The organism is Flavipsychrobacter stenotrophus (genome assembly GCF_002954265.1).
Taxonomy (GTDB): Bacteria; Bacteroidota; Bacteroidia; order Chitinophagales; family Chitinophagaceae; genus Flavipsychrobacter; species Flavipsychrobacter stenotrophus.
The window spans coordinates 609,505-625,680 of the sequence record NZ_PPSL01000003.1 but is presented as its reverse complement, the minus strand read 5'-3'; the positions used below and the strand labels follow the sequence as shown (position 1 = coordinate 625,680).

Here is a 16,176-nt window from a genome sequence, read left to right as displayed (position 1 = left end):
ATTACAAATGTAGGTAAAGCTTATAAGCAATTAAATATACTTTCTTTAACTCTGTGTTTACTCACTTCACAACCCCACAACCCCAGCCGTCATACTCCCCATTGTACTTTGCAGCCTGCTTTCTTAGCTCCTCACCGGTGGGGTTAATGATTGCTATATCAACAGGGCTGATCTTTGATATGGTTAGCTCATAAGGGTATTCACCAGTGGTTCTTGACTGGCTTTCTACATTAAAGTGCTCATGCAGCGCATAGGCAATAAAATGCTCACGGTCTTCCGCGGCTTTGAAATAGATGCCATAGTCTATGGGGCGGGGTACAGCAAGACTGTCGCCATTTTTTATTAGGTTGTCTATTACCCGTTCATCTGCTATGTAGTGTTGGGTAGCGTCATTAGGATAGAGAAACTTTAGGTAACCATCCCAGGGTTTATCTTCAGCAATATGTATACTGGCCTCATAACCCGGGAAGACCTGCACATATAAATGAGTTAACACGGCACGCAGTCCTATAGTATCGGTAACGTAGTAATAGTCAAGCCGCTTACATTCGTGAGTAAATGTACCTGCATGTATGGCCTTACCGTGCGCGTTGACCGTACTCTCCACTGAGTCAGCCACTTCATACAACCCTGCAAACGCATCTTGTGTGGGCAAGCCATCTTTACACTTGGTAAATTTCACCCCGGTTATCAACAGATAAGCATAGCCGCTAACTGGCACTTTCGCTTTAAGCGACATATTCACAATTGTAGATCCGGCACTACCCTCATACTGTGCCAGATAAGTTTCCCACTCATCACCAACGGTGGCTGTATCTACTGCCTCTCGTGTATGCATAGGCTCATTACCACCATGCTTTACATCACAACCGGGGCATAATAACAACAAACAAAAAGCAACGATTAGATACCTCATAAATAACAGGCCTGACCGGCACAGCTTCAAAAATACCGATTATCTCACATCGCTAAACAATTATAGCTGTACAGGGCTGCAAATCACGCTCATGGCATGGTAATTACGCGTTATTAGTATTCAACACAAATCAAACACATACACATGAACATCAAACTTTATTGGCTGGCAATACTGCCTCTTTCTTTAATGGCAGTAGCCTGCAACAATTCCACAACAACTACCACCACTACTACCGACAGCACTGTAGGTGGCAACCTGAAGGAAGCAGGTGAAAACGTAAAGGATGCCGCAAACGCAGCAGCCACAAACATCAAGCAATCTACCGACAGCGCCATCAGCAATATCAAGCGCACCATTGCCGGCAACCCCGATTCGGTGTTTGTAGTGAACGCACTCAATACCAACAGGAACGAGATCATACTATTGGAAGCGGGCATAAAGATGGGCACTACAAAAGAGCTGAAAGAACATGCGCGCATGATGCTGGTAGACCACAATAAACTGAAGAACAAACTACAGGACTACGCCACAGAGAAACACTACCCCGCACTTACAAAAGACTGGGCAGGAAAAGACCTGAGCAACATGAGTACCAAAATCGGAAGTGCATGGGATAAAACATGGGCCAGCAAAATGACAGACGGTCACAAAGACGACGTGAATGTATTTGAAGACGCCCGCAACAATGTAAAAGACAGCGAAATAAAATCCCTGATCGACAACACCCTGCCCACCCTTCATGCCCACCTCGACATGATGGTGAACCTGAAGAATGATCTGAAATAAAACAAGTACTTTTCCATAAAATAAGCCGCATTGACATTAGGTCATTGCGGCTTATTTGTTTTATATAATTATTCATTCTACTTTTGCACAGATTCCAATCAGCTCACTATTATAAACACGCATTGGACCATGACTTATCGTTTCCACATATCGCCCCTTGCGCTCATTGCCTAACCCAGGCAGGGTGTTTACCTCTACGTTTTAATTTATTGAAATGTTACCATGGTCATCATAGCATAGCCATGCCCTGTAAGCTCCTGCCCTAGGTTTCAGCTATTTTCTTTGAGCAATTTACGCACGGCTATATCCTTTCCGTAAGGACGAATTTTTGACTCAATATTTTTTACCAACAACAATTACGAGATGAACACAGCTGTGTTACACCCTCATGTCTTCGTGTGTCTGAGATACATCAAAAGACAAAAACAACACCTGCAAAAACAATATGAGCAGGTGAGCATTATCAACAAATCAACCAACAAATGAGCAATATAAAAACCAAAGAATTAAGTAAGCTGGGCTATACCAATGATCAGGCAAGAAGCCTTGTCATCAACATTATGTCGCGGCACTTTAAGCACCACACCAAAGAGGAAATGGTGACATTACTGACCAATATTAAAAACGAACCTGCCAACTACCTTAACGATGACGTAGTAGGCAAAATAGCAGCCACCTTCATGGATGTAGGACCAGAACTGAGTTTCAACACATTCGATCTGCTGGAAGAAACAGGACAGCTGAAGATCTATGGGGGGAAGGAGATAGAACATTCCGCGAAGAAACAAATGGAACTGGTAATGTCTCTGCCCGTAACTGTGCAGGGCGCACTGATGCCCGATGCGCATACAGGTTATGGCATGCCTATAGGCGGCGTGCTGGCTACCCGCAATGCGGTGATACCTTTTGCCGTAGGTCTAGACATTGGCTGCCGCATGGCACTGACCATCATTGATGAAAGTGAGAGCTTCTTCAAAAGCCATTCATTCGAAATGAAGACGGCCTTGCGGGAGTTCACGCACTTCGGAATGGAAGGCGGACTCGAATTCAAACAGGAACATGCAATATTAAATGACCCTGCGTTTAGCGCAACAGAGTTCCTGAAGCGCCTGCAGGCAAAGGCTGAGCGACAGCTGGGCTCTTCGGGCAGCGGCAACCACTTTGTTGAGTTTGGCACAGTAGAACTGAACGAAGGTAATACCATGGGGCTGCCACCCAAAAAGTATGTAGCATTGCTATCGCACTCGGGCAGCCGCGGACTGGGTGCTAATATAGCCCAACACTACACCCGCATAGCCATGGATACCTGCAAGCTACCTAAGCATGCGCAACAACTGGCATGGCTGGATATGAACAGCGAGGCCGGTCAGGAGTACTGGCTGAGTATGAATCTTGCCGGCGATTATGCCAAAGCATGTCACGATCGTATACACCGCAACCTGCTGAAAGCACTGGGACTACAGGCCATAATGACCATAGAGAACCACCACAACTTTGCGTGGAAAGAACAACTGGCGGATGGCGGCGACGTGATCGTACATCGCAAAGGCGCTACTCCTGCGCATGCAGGTGAGCTGGGCATCATACCCGGCAGTATGACCACACCGGCATATATAGTATCCGGAAAGGGTGTGGCCAATGCACTCAATTCCGCATCGCATGGTGCGGGAAGAGCTATGAGCAGGCAGCGCGCAAAAGAGAACATGACCGTATCTGGCATGAAGCAAATGCTGGCGGCTGCAGGTGTTACGCTTATAGGTGGCAGTGTGGAAGAAAACCCACTGGCCTATAAAGACATTAATAAGGTCATAGCCGCACAGGAAGCATTGGTAAACATTGAGGGCACATTTATGCCCCGTATAGTAAGAATGAACAAAGAATAAAAACGAACCAAAATGGACAAGATAATTATACAGATCACATCGGGCCGCGGGCCTGTGGAGTGTTGCCGGGTGGTAGCCCGGCTGCAGGAAATGATGCTGAAACAAGCCAAACAATATGGTATAACCTTTACCGTGTTATCCAACACAAAAGGCGAGCTGGCGGGCACTTTACAATCGGCAGTGATACAGGCAGAGGGCAACACGCTCTCTGCCTTCACCAAAGAATGGCAAGGCACTGTGCAGTGGATAGCACAAAGCCCTTACCGTAAGATGCACAAGCGAAAAAACTGGTTTGCAGGGGTGGAAATATTTGACCCCATGCAGCAGTTGAAATGGAACATTAATGATGTACGGCTGGACACCTGCCGCTCATCAGGGCCGGGCGGACAAAATGTAAACAAGGTAGAGACCGCTGTGCGCGGCACACACATACCATCTGGCATACAGGTATTGGCAAGCGATAGTCGCTCTCAGCTACAAAACAAAAAGCTGTGTCTAGAACGGCTGGAAGCTAAAGTACTGGCGTGGCAAACCACTCAACTCACTGCGCTCCAACAAACACAATGGCAGGAGCACAACATACTGGAAAGAGGCAATCCGGTTAAAGTCATTCAACAACCATTGTAGCAATGTCAGTACTGACGTGTCCAAATGCCAGCTGTCGGTCTCTGACCGACAGCACATCGGACCGGTTCTCTTTGAATACGTAACAACATATTCTCTCACGCCGGACGAAACGAGGTGAAGCCTAAAAAAAACCCGTGAGCCATCGCAAAAAACGACAACTCACGGTTTTCTTTATTTATCAATTGCATTGCTTATTTGCTTTCGTACAGCACAAACTCCACCCTTCTATTAGCCTGGCGGCCTTCTGCGGTTTTGTTATCAGCTATAAAGTAGGTCTCGCCCTTACCATTGGTCATGATACGATCTTCTTTCACGCCATTGCTCACCATTAGCCTCTTCGTGTTTTCAGCGCGTCTTTTAGACAAAGAAAGATTAGCCTCCGGACCACCTACATTATCGGTATAACCATTAATGATCAGGTGCACCCTGCTATAATCTTTGAGGATGGCAGCAAACTCAGCAAATGCGGGTTGTGCCTCCATTTTTATCTCATCTTTACCTACACCAAACATAGCCAGCTCGGGATAAATTACCAATACTGTATCACCTATCTTCACCACCTGGGCATCACTCATTTTGTGCTGTAAAGCCTTGTACAGCTTCCAGGAATAAGACATTTTGCTCTTGCTCTTTTTAGAGCTGTGGCATGATGCACCAAACAATAATGTTGCTGCAAGTATAAGAACGGAGAGAAATTTAAATGATCGCATGTGTCTGTTTTTATGGTTTATTATACATGTAATAAAAACCATGCCGTAACATCCACTTTCTCAATTTTGCACATTTCTTAAGGATCATCGCTTTCTCTGCCGCTGATTTGGCCAGTTCATACGCCACATCTAAATGGGTTAGTGCACAGCTGTTATCGACCCCGGAATAGAGTGAGCCCAACAGTATATGATAATAGTGATTATCACTCAGGCTCATTTTTTCGGCTTCCTCAATCGCCTTTGCCCGGCCATGCACTTTATACAGAGCGTAGGTTCGGTTAAGTGCAGCTGCAGGGGAATATTGCAGTCGCAGTAGTTTATTGAACAGCTGCAATATGTTATCCCACTTTTCTTTGGTATCAGCCTTTTGTGTATGCCAGTAAGCTATGCTTGCCTCCAGGTGATATTTTGACAACCGTTCTCCCTGAGAAGCTGCGTGTAAATAGTAAACACCCTTTGTAATCATCTCCCTATCCCACAGCTGCTCATCCTGGTCGTCGTACAATATCATCTCCCCCCGCTCATTCTTCCTTGCCGCGAATCTCGAAGAATGAAAGTGCATCAATGCCATTAATGCAAGTACCTCCGGCTGCCTGGTGGCTTCATTTTCTATCAGCAGGCCGGTCAATCTTATTGCCTCACGGCAAAGGTCTTCTCGCAGTACATTATCATCACTTTCTGAGTAATACCCCTCGTTAAACAACAAGTACAATGTTGTCAACACACTGTCCAATCGTTCATTAATAGCAGAGGCGTTTGGCAACTCCATTTTTAGACCTACTTCCCTAAGCGCCTTTTTAGCCCTGTATAGGCGCTTCTGAATAGTATCCTTATTACTTAGCAGTGCATTGGCAATTTCCTCTATCCCAAATCCGCAAAGCACCTTTAGTGCCAGCCCTAACTGCGCTTCTACAGACAGAGCAGGATGACACACCGCAAACAACATTTGCAACTGACTATCCGAAATATTCTGCTCACTCAGATCTATCTCCGGATATTCTATTTGACTGGCATCACGGGCAAGTCCGCCTGCCACTTTCTTCATGAATATGGCGCTTCTTGCCAGGTGGTTCCTCACCTTATTTTTGGCTACTACATATACCCACGCTTCGGGGTTTGTAGGCACACCCTTGTAGGGCCATATCTCCATTGCTGCAAGAAACGTATCGGCAGCAATATCCTCCGCCACATCTAAGTGCTGTAGACCCAATAACCTGCTCAGCACAGCCACTATTTTGCTGTACTCCGTTCTGAACAAATGTGGTATCAGATCCTGCTGCATAATTTAAAAGCCCCCGCTGGTTTGCGGGGCTAAGTTCGTTTTCTATTAATGTACACCATCATCGGCCGCTACCCTCCTCACTTCTACCGTATTACCCTCTCCCTGCAACACAGGGCATCCTTTGGCAAATGCTACCGCCTCATCTACAGATTCAGCTTTCACAATAATAAAACCACCTATGGTCTCCTTTATATCACCAAACGGACCATTAGTAACCACACCCTTGTGTCCTACCACCCGGGCATTGTGAAAAGGAAGACCATTACCTTCAACAAATTTGTTTTGGGCTGCAATGCCGCCTATCCAGTCCATGGTCTGCTTCATCCATACTTGCATCTGCTCGGGAGATGCGATCTTACTGCCGTCTTCATGCCTGAAGATCAAAATAAACTTTTCCATCTTGTTCGCAATTTAATTGTTTGATAATAGAAACTATACAACCATAACAATTGGGGTCATGTAAACAGGACATTTCAAGAAAAAATACTTCAGGCACACTATCTATATCATTTCATGCATAGGAACATAGTAATGATAAGTGTAAAGCTCAATGGAATACCTATAACAAGAAACCTTATCAACCCATTACGTACACCATACCTTTTAGCCAGGAATGCGAAAAGTACCATGCTGATCATAAAAGTGGGTAGAAAATAAATGGCCAACGCCAACAGGTTACCGAACTCAAACAGATCAAATACTTGCTCAGTATCTGAATCGATATAAAACAAAAGAAAGCAAGACAATAATATGCTGACAAACTGTATCAACACTCCTCTTATTTGTTCCGTAGTAGATATTGCACTTGTCATTGAGGTTCCGTTTTTGCAATAACGCCAAAACATAAAAACTAGTATATAAAAACACAAATACTGCAAAAAAGATAAGGTCCATCCTGCAAAGAATGAACCCTATCATAATCCTTGTCCACTTCTGAACTATCTACTATGTACTATCTACTAATTCCCTTCAACGTATTTCTAAAAGTTATTAAGGATCGCCTGCCAGCCACCCTGCTGCATTTCCACCGGATTCTGCGTTTCGGCTTCAAAAGTCTCAACGATATCGGTTGTGTTACCATTGTCCTTAAATAGTATCCTCGCTACCCTGCCATCTCCCATTGTATAGCCTATCACTTCATTGTTCTTCACTTCAGTGTAAGTACCTCCAAAGTCGAAACTAAAGCTACCATCCTTTGCAGCCATAGTCGTTGAGAAATCACCTCCTACACGCACATCATTAGTTGCTTTCGGCGCGTGCCAATCATCCGATGCTGCACACCATTGCGTGATATGCTCCGGAGCTGTCCAGTACTCCCAAACCTTTGCCACAGGTGCATTAATAGTCGCTTCTACGGTTATCATTATTCCTTTTTCCATTGTTCTTATTTTTTATGTTTTTGAATAATTTTTATCTTCTGCAAATATCGCTCGGCAATATAAATAGTAACTGGTATAAACCCGACAAATTAAGGGCAATTTAAGCCCATATTCCATCAGCCCCACATCGTTCGGTGTAAAATAAAACGTTATAACAATATCGTATCTTTACATAACCCAATCATTATAAACAATTTATGCCGAAGCCTGAATATAAGAAAGTACCGCTCACGCCCGACGAATCTGAATGGCTGATGAAGATCTATAAACTCAGGCATGATGATCTGTTTTACTCGGGGGCTTTCAGGTGTTTCGCTTATAGCTTTGTCATCACCTCCATTGTCACTAATATCCTGAGTTTTGCCACCTACGCATTTTGGGATGGCACAGGTACTCTGGTTTTCAGCTCACTACCGGTAAATCTGTTTATCAATATCCTGCTGGCACTGGGCATCACGGTCTCTGCATGTGCATTTATCAGCAATTATATGATAGATGCCTATAAGCAGGATGCATCATGTGGTATGAAGTTCGAAGTGCCGCTAACCATCATTAGTAAAGAGTATTTCCCGGTTACCGGGCAGTACTTCTTTCGTCTGCAAAACAACCCCGAAAAGCTCTATGAAGTAAATCAGGCAGACTATAACAAATACGAAGAAGGTGGCGCTATCTGTATGAACCAGGGTATAAACTCAGGCCACATCTTCGGACAAAACGACGAAGTAAGAATAAAGTTCTTCAAGCTAAACCGCAGGGCCTACAACAACTACTGAGCAAATTTTCTAAGCAGGTATTGATCACTTCCGCTTATATAGTTCATATCCATCAGGTAGCTTTTTCAAGAAGCTATAATTAGCCAGTATATTGGCCGGCAGAGGCTCTTGCACCAGGTTTATATAGACGGCTTCATTACCCGAAAGGCAATAGTGCGTAACATGTCCCCCCTTGCGTGAAAAATAAAAATAGCAAAAACTATATGGCGAGCAGCCTACAACAACTCCCTTATCCCAACTGCCGATCTCCGCATTTATCTGCGCATTTATCTGCTGCTCTTCAGCATAATTATCTTGCCTGTAACACCACTGGTATTGCTGATAGCTGACAATGAGCACAGGCACTACAAAAGCCAATCTTATGAGACTGTATTTTATTACTTGTGGTTTTACAAATGAAAACACTTTGGCGACCAGCAGGTAAAAGGTATAAACTATGGTTGCTACAGTAATGCTGTAATGCAATACCATATTCCGGTAATAAGGTAAGCGTTGCATTTTAAAACAGAAGATACCCCACACTATCCAAAGGAGTATGTAAAATATCCCCACCAGTCTGCGTTCTCTCTTCTTCGCAAATAATAACAACACCGGCGTCAGGAACAATACCATATTCACCCAATGGTCGCGCTCTATAAGATTCGAAAAAAGTGTATTGCCATTTGTCTTTAGTGCGGTATAAAAGCCCGGAATAAAATCAACATAATCTCCCGTTCCTGCTTTCACGTATTCATTATTGATCAGCGCATCCAGTCCTGAAAAACATAGCGATGGCAGGTAGAACAGGAATACCCCGCAACCTATTAATGCTGCATGCAGAACCAGTGCCAGATCAGCCTTCCGCTCATAAACCATAACACACAAACAAAAGAGCAACTGCGCACCGAAGAAATAGCTATAGGTAGGAATACACGCAAAACCTAGTACCGATGAAATAGTAAACAACCGCAGTTCGCGCCCGCGTTTATCAAACAAATAACTCAACATCGACACATAGGATAACCAGCCAAACAGCAACTGCAATTCATACCCCCTGTTCTGCTGCGCCAATATGAACGTAGTAAACTGAAACATAAGTGGCAAACAAGCTATGGCGGCAACTACCCAATTTTTCACAAGCTTATTCAACCACCTGAAAGCAGCAATCAACATACTTAGGTACGCTACAAATGATATAGCCCTTCCTGTATGTACGGCATCGCAAAAAGTAACCTTAGCCAACAGATTATTGACCAGGTTAAAGAAAATGTGATTGTTGGGCATCATGTAGTAGGCCCACGTTCTGAACAATGAGGTCTCCGCGCAATACACTGCCGAAAAGATCTCATCGCCGCTTGGCCCCAGCTGCACCTGCCCTCTATACCAGAAGTACGCCGGTATACCCAACAACACCAGAGGCAAATAACTCATCCGGTTTATCGGTTCCCTCTTCCCGTCACTTACAGCCACAGCCCCTTTCACCTGTTTGTATCTATACAAGCAATGGCCGATCAGTGCTATGCACAGTCCGGCCCCAATTCCGGCAAGCTGATTCCCTTGCATCTTTACATGCGCGGTAAAGTACCTGGTTGTAAACTCGCCCGATTTATAAAAACAGGTCTCTGAGGGGAAATACTGTTGTGTGAGCCTATCCCTTCCCGAGAAAATATATTGCAGTAAATGCAGAAGATAAAGCACAAGCATTACTACTGCGCTCAAGTATATCAGCCCGGTCGTCTTTATTCCGCTAAATATACTTTTCAGAGTAGCCATACTTTATGATACGCCCAATGGCGCTCCGCAAATATATTTCATTAAATTAAACCGATATAGTATTTCAACGTCTACCTCTCACTCCTGGTCGTTACATCAAGATTTATAGGAATAAATGCCGATCTTTAATCAATGTCCACCCACATCAAAAAAGCAAAAGACCTGCTGCTTACGCCCTTCCGTCAAATAACGGAGGTGTTGCGTCCATGGGTATTGCTGGGTAGCTATATTGTCTTTGCCCAATTGCATATATGGTGGCTGGCTATACCGGCGGCAACTTTTACCATACTGGCTGGTTTTGTGCAGATGCACGACACCATACACAATGCCCTAGGCCTTTCCAAACAAGCCAATGAAAGGCTACTTACGCTTAGTGCATTGCTCCTGCTTAAAAGCGGGCATTCTCTCAAGATCACACATCTTCGCCACCATGGGCAATGCCTTAGCGAAGATGACCCTGAAGGCGCACCCGCCATGTGGACATTAAAGCAGGTATTTTTGAATGGCCCCTACCACATTTTATCATTACGATTGGCCTCCTTACGCATAGCACCTAAAACAAAACGGATACAACTCACCGAGACCATCATTACCGTTTTCATATTGCTGGCCTTTATTGCGTTGTATTATTTCACCGGGTCTATAACAGGGTTGGTCTATTGGGCCATAGCGTTCGTATTAAGCTCCCTTATGCCGCTATGGGCCTCGTACATTCCGCACAGAATGGCTACACGCAACCCCGCTCGCCTTGCCGGTGCAAAACTAGCTAGGGTATGGACACCCATAATTTCGTCATTTGCATTTCATCACCTGCATCACGCCTATCCTTCGGTACCTACTGCCTTGTTGCCCCTTGCAGCAAGAGAACTACCCGAACCTGAAGAAGATGATCATCACCATCACTAACTTTACAGTCTATGAATTGTTTTTCCCGATCATTACTCTTTATTGCACTAGCAGTTTGCATGTATTCATGCAAATTTACAAAGGCACATGAGGCACGCCTATTCAACGATTCATTGATCAGGATCAACCAGACAGCACGAGCAAATGTGCAGGTATGGGCTGATAGCTTTGAACTATGTAAAGTGTCAGGCAACTATACCACACTTACGGGCCCGAGAGAGCTCATGGAAAATTACCTAAGACAGGAAATAACCGAAGTGGAACAAATGGAGCCGCTGGGCATTGGCGGAGAAGACTTCAAAAAGGGAGAACTAACGCTACTCAAAATTCAATTGATGCAGGTAGAAAAAGGTTTCAGCCGCTATGAGAAATTAACAAAAGAAAGCGGCACTGACGACATGAACGCGATAGCAGATGGCATAGATGACCTGATAAAAGAGGAAGAAACAGCGATAAGTAATTTGTTATTGATACAGAAAAAATACGCTGCAGACAACGGCTTTCCTCTGGGAGAAAAGAAACTCATTTGATCCTCTCGCGGAAAGCCCTGACTAATAAAGACGCACATGGCGCAGTATCGCCACCTTTCCCTGTCCACCTGCCATAATGATCAGCTTACCGTGTCTAGCCTTTTTAATAACATGAAATTGCTCTTGATTGGAGAATGTCGACCAACTGACCCCATTGTCATAAGAAATATCCTGACCCGACGGTCCTACCGCAAGTAGCGTTCCATCAGCCATAGGTTTGATTGCATCCGGAGCCTCTATAACACATTCTCTGTAGCCGCGAGTTGTTACAACGGGTGCATACCACGTTCTACCTCGGTTGCGGGTATAAAAGCAATTGGCTTCACTCAGCGTATCTCGCTTATAGTTACCTCCCACAATAAGCCATCTTCTTGGGCTAATAGCCAAAAAAGAAAAGACACCTGTACTACTCTCCCCCTGCAATATAGGCGTAGACACACTCGTCCACTTACCTCCATTATTCTTTGAAATGAGCAACCTCGACACCGTTCCTCCCGTTGCTATCACCACCCGCTTCTTGTCCAGATATTTTATGCATGTACCACTTGCCGCAAATGATGCTTCTCCTGTGCTCATCAGAGGTCTTTGCTTCAATGGCAGCTCTGTCCATGTCCTTCCACCATCAACTGTATTCAGCAACAGCATACGCCCGTTTATGGGGTCGCCATAGATCATACCTATCTCCCGCGTTGCAAAGTCAATACCATCAATAAAAGCAGCTGTATCATCATTTTCATAGACCTTCTTCCATGTTGCACCCCCATCTTCTGTTCGTAATACATATGCCGGAGATCCCGCATGTGCTATCACTGCTTCCTTGCCATTAAATGCATACAAACTCCTGAAATCGCATTGCCCATATCCCTTCACCTGTTGCCATGTCCAGTGTTTGCCACCATTCACAGTCTTGCCCACCCAACCCTTACTGCCACTTACCCACGCTACACTGTCATCTACAACCGATAACCCACGAAAAGAAGCATTGGTTTTAGTATCTATGTGCCACCACTCTGCAACCCTCGCAGATGCCGCCGTAAGCGACAATAACAACAAGCAGCACAACATCCATCTTTTCATACCGAATAATGTTCTTATTAAAATTCTGCAACTGCAAAAAATTACAACAGTACGCAAATCACTAAGAATAAAGATCGGTAACTTTATTTCATATTACACCTCCAATGAAAACACTTTTATTCTCGTTACTATTATTCCCTTTCTACCTCTCTGCTCAGATAGTCACTACTGTCGTTGGCACAGGCACTGGCGGATTCAGTGGCGATAACAACGCAGCTACAGGTGCTCAACTCAGCAGGCCAACATCTATAGCATTCGACAAGGTCGGCAATATGTACATAGCCGATGCCGATAATTACCGGCTACGCATAGTTACTACCACCGGCATCATCACTACTATTGCAGGCAACGGCACCTCTGGATTTAGTGGCGACAACGGACCCGCCACAGCTGCATCCATAATACCAACCAGCGTCACTACAGACACACTTGGCAATATCTATATAGCCGAGTTATCCCGAATACGAAAGATCAGCAGTGCAGGTATCATCACCACCATAGCCGGCAATGCAACCCTCGGCTTTAACAGCGATGGCATCCCCGCTACCGCTGCAACGCTACACACACCCTACCTCGGTTTTGTTGACACAAGCGGAGCACTTTACTTTTCCGACAGCTACAATCACCGCATTAGAAAAATAGATGTTACAGGTATTATTTCAACAGTAGTCGGTGTAGGTGTCAGCGGGTCCGCAGGAGATGGCGGCCCGGCAAGCGCGGCCAATTTAAACACTCCTTGCTTCATCTCACACAATGCAAAAGGAGAATTACTGATTCCTGGCAATGGGGCAAGGCGAGTACGCAAGGTTGATACCGCTGGGATCATCAATGCGTTTGCGGGCACAGGTGGCGGTGGCAGTGGTGGCGACGGCGGCCCGGCACTCACAGGTACCGTTGGCACCTGTATCGGAGCAGCCTGCGATGATGCAGGCAATGTATACATCACATCTACCGGCACAAACATTATCAGAAAGGTTGACACTGCAGGAATCATTACCCGCACCGCAGGTACAGGCGCAATGGCCTACAGCGGAGATAATGGACCCGCCCTGCTGGCAGAATTCAACTACATCAACCAGGTTATCCCTTACAATGGCGACCTCTATGTCGTTGACATGTACAACAATCGCATCCGCAAAATAGCCCTTACCACAACTTCGGTCGATAAAAACTTAGGCGGCAACAACATACTAACCATATTTCCCAATCCGGCCATCGATCAGATTACGATCACGGCAAACGAAAAAATAAATGACGCTATTATTACTGATATATCGGGGCAAATAGTGGCATCATACCATTGCACTTCAACAAAAGAATACCAGGCAAAATTGAATATTAATACACTTGCGCCGGGCATCTATTTAGTACAGGGCAATGGTAGGTATACAGCTCGCTTCAATAAGATTTGACCACTGCTTCAAAAAAACTAATTTAGTCATCCACATTTCTATTGTACATGAACACTTTTAAACAAACACTTCGAGCACTTTCTATACTCGTAATTACCATCTCATTAAGCGTCACCTCGTTCGCACAAAAGCCCGAATGGTCCAAACCCTACAAACCATTTCGCATAGCGGGTAATCTATACTACGTTGGCACTTATGATCTGGCTTGCTACCTCATCACTACGCCCAAAGGCCACATGCTTATCAACTGCGCACTAGAAAGCACAGTACCCGCTATTCGCCAACACGTAGAAGAGTTGGGGTTCAAATTCTCCGACATTAAAATACTACTCTCCTCACAAGCGCACTTCGATCACGTAGGTGGTATGGCCAACATTCAGAAACTCACGAAAGCCAAAGTAATGATAGACGACGCAGATGCACCTGTAATGGAAGATGGCGGCAACTCAGATTACCTGTTTGGTGGCAAAGGAGTAGGAAGCATGTTCAAGCCCGTTCATGTAGATCGCAGGCTCAAAGACCAAGAACTCATCACCCTGGGTGGTATGAATATCACCTTCCTGCATCATCCCGGGCACACAAAGGGCGCATCCAGCTACTCATTTGTTGTCAGAGATAACAAGCGCTCATACAAGGTACTCATAGCCAATATGCCCACCATTCTTGATAGCACCACCGTAGGCATGCCCTCTTATCCTAATGTAGCTGCAGACTTTTCTTATACACTCAAGTCCCTTAAAGAGCAGCAGTTTGACCTCTGGCTATGTGCCCACGCCAGCCAGTTCGACCTCCACGAAAAGCGCAAAGAAGGCGATGACTATAACCCGAAGATATTTATGGATCGTAAGGAGTATGACGAAGAAGTGGCTGATCTATATAGCGAATACCAAAAGAAGCTGGGCCATTAAGGCAGCCCGCATACTACTACTCAGTGTAGTCCACAAATCGCTTTGTTGCTGATGGATCATAACTACACAGGCCCATACCTCTTGTCCCAAACCAAAGCTTACCCCATCTATCTACCGTAACGCTGAACACAGCATTATTAGTCAGCCCGTCATCAGTTGTATAATTCTTAAACGCCGCCGATACTGAACCAGCTTCAACTGACGGGTCATAACGCCAGACTCCACCTGTAGATTCCCTTTTTGTCATATCCTCAGCCTCTGTTGCAAACCAAATGTTCCCTACTTTATCCTCTGCAATGCCATTAACGCAACATGAATCAAATATTCCTTTCTGCAAAACATTCGTAAACATTTCTCCACCTTTTACCACCGGCGCTGAAGGATCGTACCTACACACGCCATGGCTCCTTCTACCAGCCCATATGTTGCCGTGTTTATCTTCCAGAAGGGAAGCAAACCACACCTCGCCATTAGGTTTAAAACTGGTTATCGATTTCCCGTCATATCGGCACAAACCTTCAAACCATGTGCTAAACCACATATTACCTGCTCTGTCCTGTAGCATCGAGGTAACAGCATTGAGACGGATACCTGCATTGTTTACAACCCCATCGTTGTGTAGAAAATGGGTAAAAGAGCTGCCGTTATACCTATAGACACCATCGCCAGACGTACCAAACCAAAGATCTCCCTTTCCGTCTTTGAAAATACGCCAGACAGTTGTCACTGCGGTTCCAGCCCCATGTCCAGATCCGGGAATGAAACTCAAGCCATCGGTAGCTGCGACATTAATACCTGTGAACACCTTTCCGTCATACCTGCACACACCACCTTCGGTACACAACCAGATATTCCCGTTTTTATCTTCTGCAAGCCCCCATACTTTACTACTGGTCAGTCCGTCCTTTTCAGTAAAATTAATAAAGGTCTCTGAACTCGGATTATACCTATAGACCCCCTCTCCGTTTGTGCCAAACCAGAGGTTTCCCGCCTTATCCTCCAGACCGCACCCAACAGGCGCGTATTTACCTGTACCTTGCGTCCTCTCCAGCTTTGGCTTACCCCCATTCTGCAATTGAACAGATGTTTTGACCTGGCCTTTGCACGAAGACATAAGAAACAATAAAAACAGGACATAATAAACTCTTCTCATAATGTAACATTCCAAAATGACCTGACATGACCCACCTTTTACTTTTAAGGTCTTGGTTTCGCCCTAATTTGTCGACTAT

17 protein-coding genes are annotated in these 16,176 nt (G+C 45.1%); 8 read left to right on the top strand and 9 right to left on the bottom strand.

Going from position 1 to position 16,176, the window contains the following annotated elements; all coding sequences use genetic code 11:
- Positions 1-61 precede the first annotated feature (61 nt).
- Positions 62-916: a DUF695 domain-containing protein gene (locus CJD36_RS12680; RefSeq protein WP_105039546.1), complete on the bottom strand. Its 855-nt coding sequence runs from the start codon at positions 914-916 to the stop codon at positions 62-64.
- Between the two features lie 144 nt (positions 917-1,060).
- Between CJD36_RS12680 and CJD36_RS12675 the strand changes: the two genes are divergently transcribed.
- The 3 genes from CJD36_RS12675 to prfH all read left to right on the top strand — a co-directional run bounded on the left by CJD36_RS12675 (position 1,061) and on the right by prfH (position 4,215).
- Positions 1,061-1,705, top strand: a complete 645-nt coding sequence (locus CJD36_RS12675; protein ID WP_105039545.1) for a DUF4142 domain-containing protein — start codon at positions 1,061-1,063, stop codon at positions 1,703-1,705.
- 482 nt (positions 1,706-2,187) lie between these two features.
- A complete protein-coding gene (locus CJD36_RS12670) occupies positions 2,188-3,588 on the top strand; it encodes an RtcB family protein (RefSeq protein WP_105039544.1) in 1,401 nt (466 codons plus the stop codon).
- 12 nt (positions 3,589-3,600) lie between these two features.
- Positions 3,601-4,215, top strand: a complete 615-nt coding sequence (prfH, locus tag CJD36_RS12665) for a peptide chain release factor H (RefSeq protein ID WP_105039543.1) — start codon at positions 3,601-3,603, stop codon at positions 4,213-4,215.
- Between the two features lie 191 nt (positions 4,216-4,406).
- On the opposite strand, the gene CJD36_RS12660 is transcribed toward prfH, so the two are convergent.
- From CJD36_RS12660 to CJD36_RS12640, 5 genes are all read right to left on the bottom strand, one after another.
- Complete coding sequence (locus CJD36_RS12660; RefSeq protein WP_161499300.1) at positions 4,407-4,925, bottom strand: OmpA family protein; 519 nt, start codon at positions 4,923-4,925, stop codon at positions 4,407-4,409.
- 10 nt (positions 4,926-4,935) lie between these two features.
- Positions 4,936-6,207: an RNA polymerase sigma factor gene (locus CJD36_RS12655; RefSeq protein ID WP_205685603.1), complete on the bottom strand. Its 1,272-nt coding sequence runs from the start codon at positions 6,205-6,207 to the stop codon at positions 4,936-4,938.
- A gap of 45 nt (positions 6,208-6,252) precedes the next feature.
- Positions 6,253-6,606, bottom strand: coding sequence for a YciI family protein (locus CJD36_RS12650; protein WP_105039540.1), 354 nt, complete (start codon positions 6,604-6,606; stop codon positions 6,253-6,255).
- A 107-nt stretch (positions 6,607-6,713) separates the two neighbouring features.
- On the bottom strand, positions 6,714-7,019 hold the full coding sequence (locus CJD36_RS12645) for a hypothetical protein (RefSeq protein WP_133162633.1): 306 nt from the start codon (positions 7,017-7,019) through the stop codon (positions 6,714-6,716).
- A gap of 168 nt (positions 7,020-7,187) precedes the next feature.
- Positions 7,188-7,586, bottom strand: a complete 399-nt coding sequence (locus tag CJD36_RS12640) for an SRPBCC family protein (RefSeq protein WP_105039538.1) — start codon at positions 7,584-7,586, stop codon at positions 7,188-7,190.
- Positions 7,587-7,783: 197 nt separating this feature from the next.
- Here CJD36_RS12640 and CJD36_RS12635 point away from each other — a divergent pair, with 197 nt between their 5' ends.
- Positions 7,784-8,359, top strand: coding sequence for a hypothetical protein (locus tag CJD36_RS12635; protein WP_105039537.1), 576 nt, complete (start codon positions 7,784-7,786; stop codon positions 8,357-8,359).
- A gap of 24 nt (positions 8,360-8,383) precedes the next feature.
- Here the strand turns inward: CJD36_RS12635 and CJD36_RS12630 are convergent, their stop codons facing one another.
- Positions 8,384-10,111, bottom strand: coding sequence for a hypothetical protein (locus CJD36_RS12630; protein WP_105039536.1), 1,728 nt, complete (start codon positions 10,109-10,111; stop codon positions 8,384-8,386).
- A gap of 132 nt (positions 10,112-10,243) precedes the next feature.
- Between CJD36_RS12630 and CJD36_RS12625 the strand changes: the two genes are divergently transcribed.
- Entirely contained in the window at positions 10,244-11,017 is a 774-nt protein-coding gene (locus CJD36_RS12625; RefSeq protein WP_105039535.1) for a fatty acid desaturase, read from the top strand.
- 11 nt (positions 11,018-11,028) lie between these two features.
- Positions 11,029-11,547: a hypothetical protein gene (locus tag CJD36_RS12620; protein ID WP_133162632.1), complete on the top strand. Its 519-nt coding sequence runs from the start codon at positions 11,029-11,031 to the stop codon at positions 11,545-11,547.
- A 21-nt stretch (positions 11,548-11,568) separates the two neighbouring features.
- On the opposite strand, the gene CJD36_RS12615 is transcribed toward CJD36_RS12620, so the two are convergent.
- Entirely contained in the window at positions 11,569-12,624 is a 1,056-nt protein-coding gene (locus tag CJD36_RS12615; RefSeq protein ID WP_105039533.1) for a YCF48-related protein, read from the bottom strand.
- Between the two features lie 104 nt (positions 12,625-12,728).
- Here CJD36_RS12615 and CJD36_RS12610 point away from each other — a divergent pair, with 104 nt between their 5' ends.
- The gene (locus CJD36_RS12610) at positions 12,729-14,036 is read left to right on the top strand and encodes a T9SS type A sorting domain-containing protein (RefSeq protein ID WP_105039532.1); all 1,308 of its coding nucleotides are present in this window, start codon (positions 12,729-12,731) and stop codon (positions 14,034-14,036) included.
- 47 nt (positions 14,037-14,083) lie between these two features.
- Entirely contained in the window at positions 14,084-14,944 is an 861-nt protein-coding gene (gene bla, locus CJD36_RS12605; RefSeq protein WP_105039531.1) for a subclass B3 metallo-beta-lactamase, read from the top strand.
- A gap of 16 nt (positions 14,945-14,960) precedes the next feature.
- Here the strand turns inward: bla and CJD36_RS12600 are convergent, their stop codons facing one another.
- The gene (locus CJD36_RS12600; RefSeq protein ID WP_161499299.1) at positions 14,961-16,058 is read right to left on the bottom strand and encodes a ligand-binding sensor domain-containing protein; all 1,098 of its coding nucleotides are present in this window, start codon (positions 16,056-16,058) and stop codon (positions 14,961-14,963) included.
- Between the last annotated feature and the right edge of the window lie 118 nt (positions 16,059-16,176).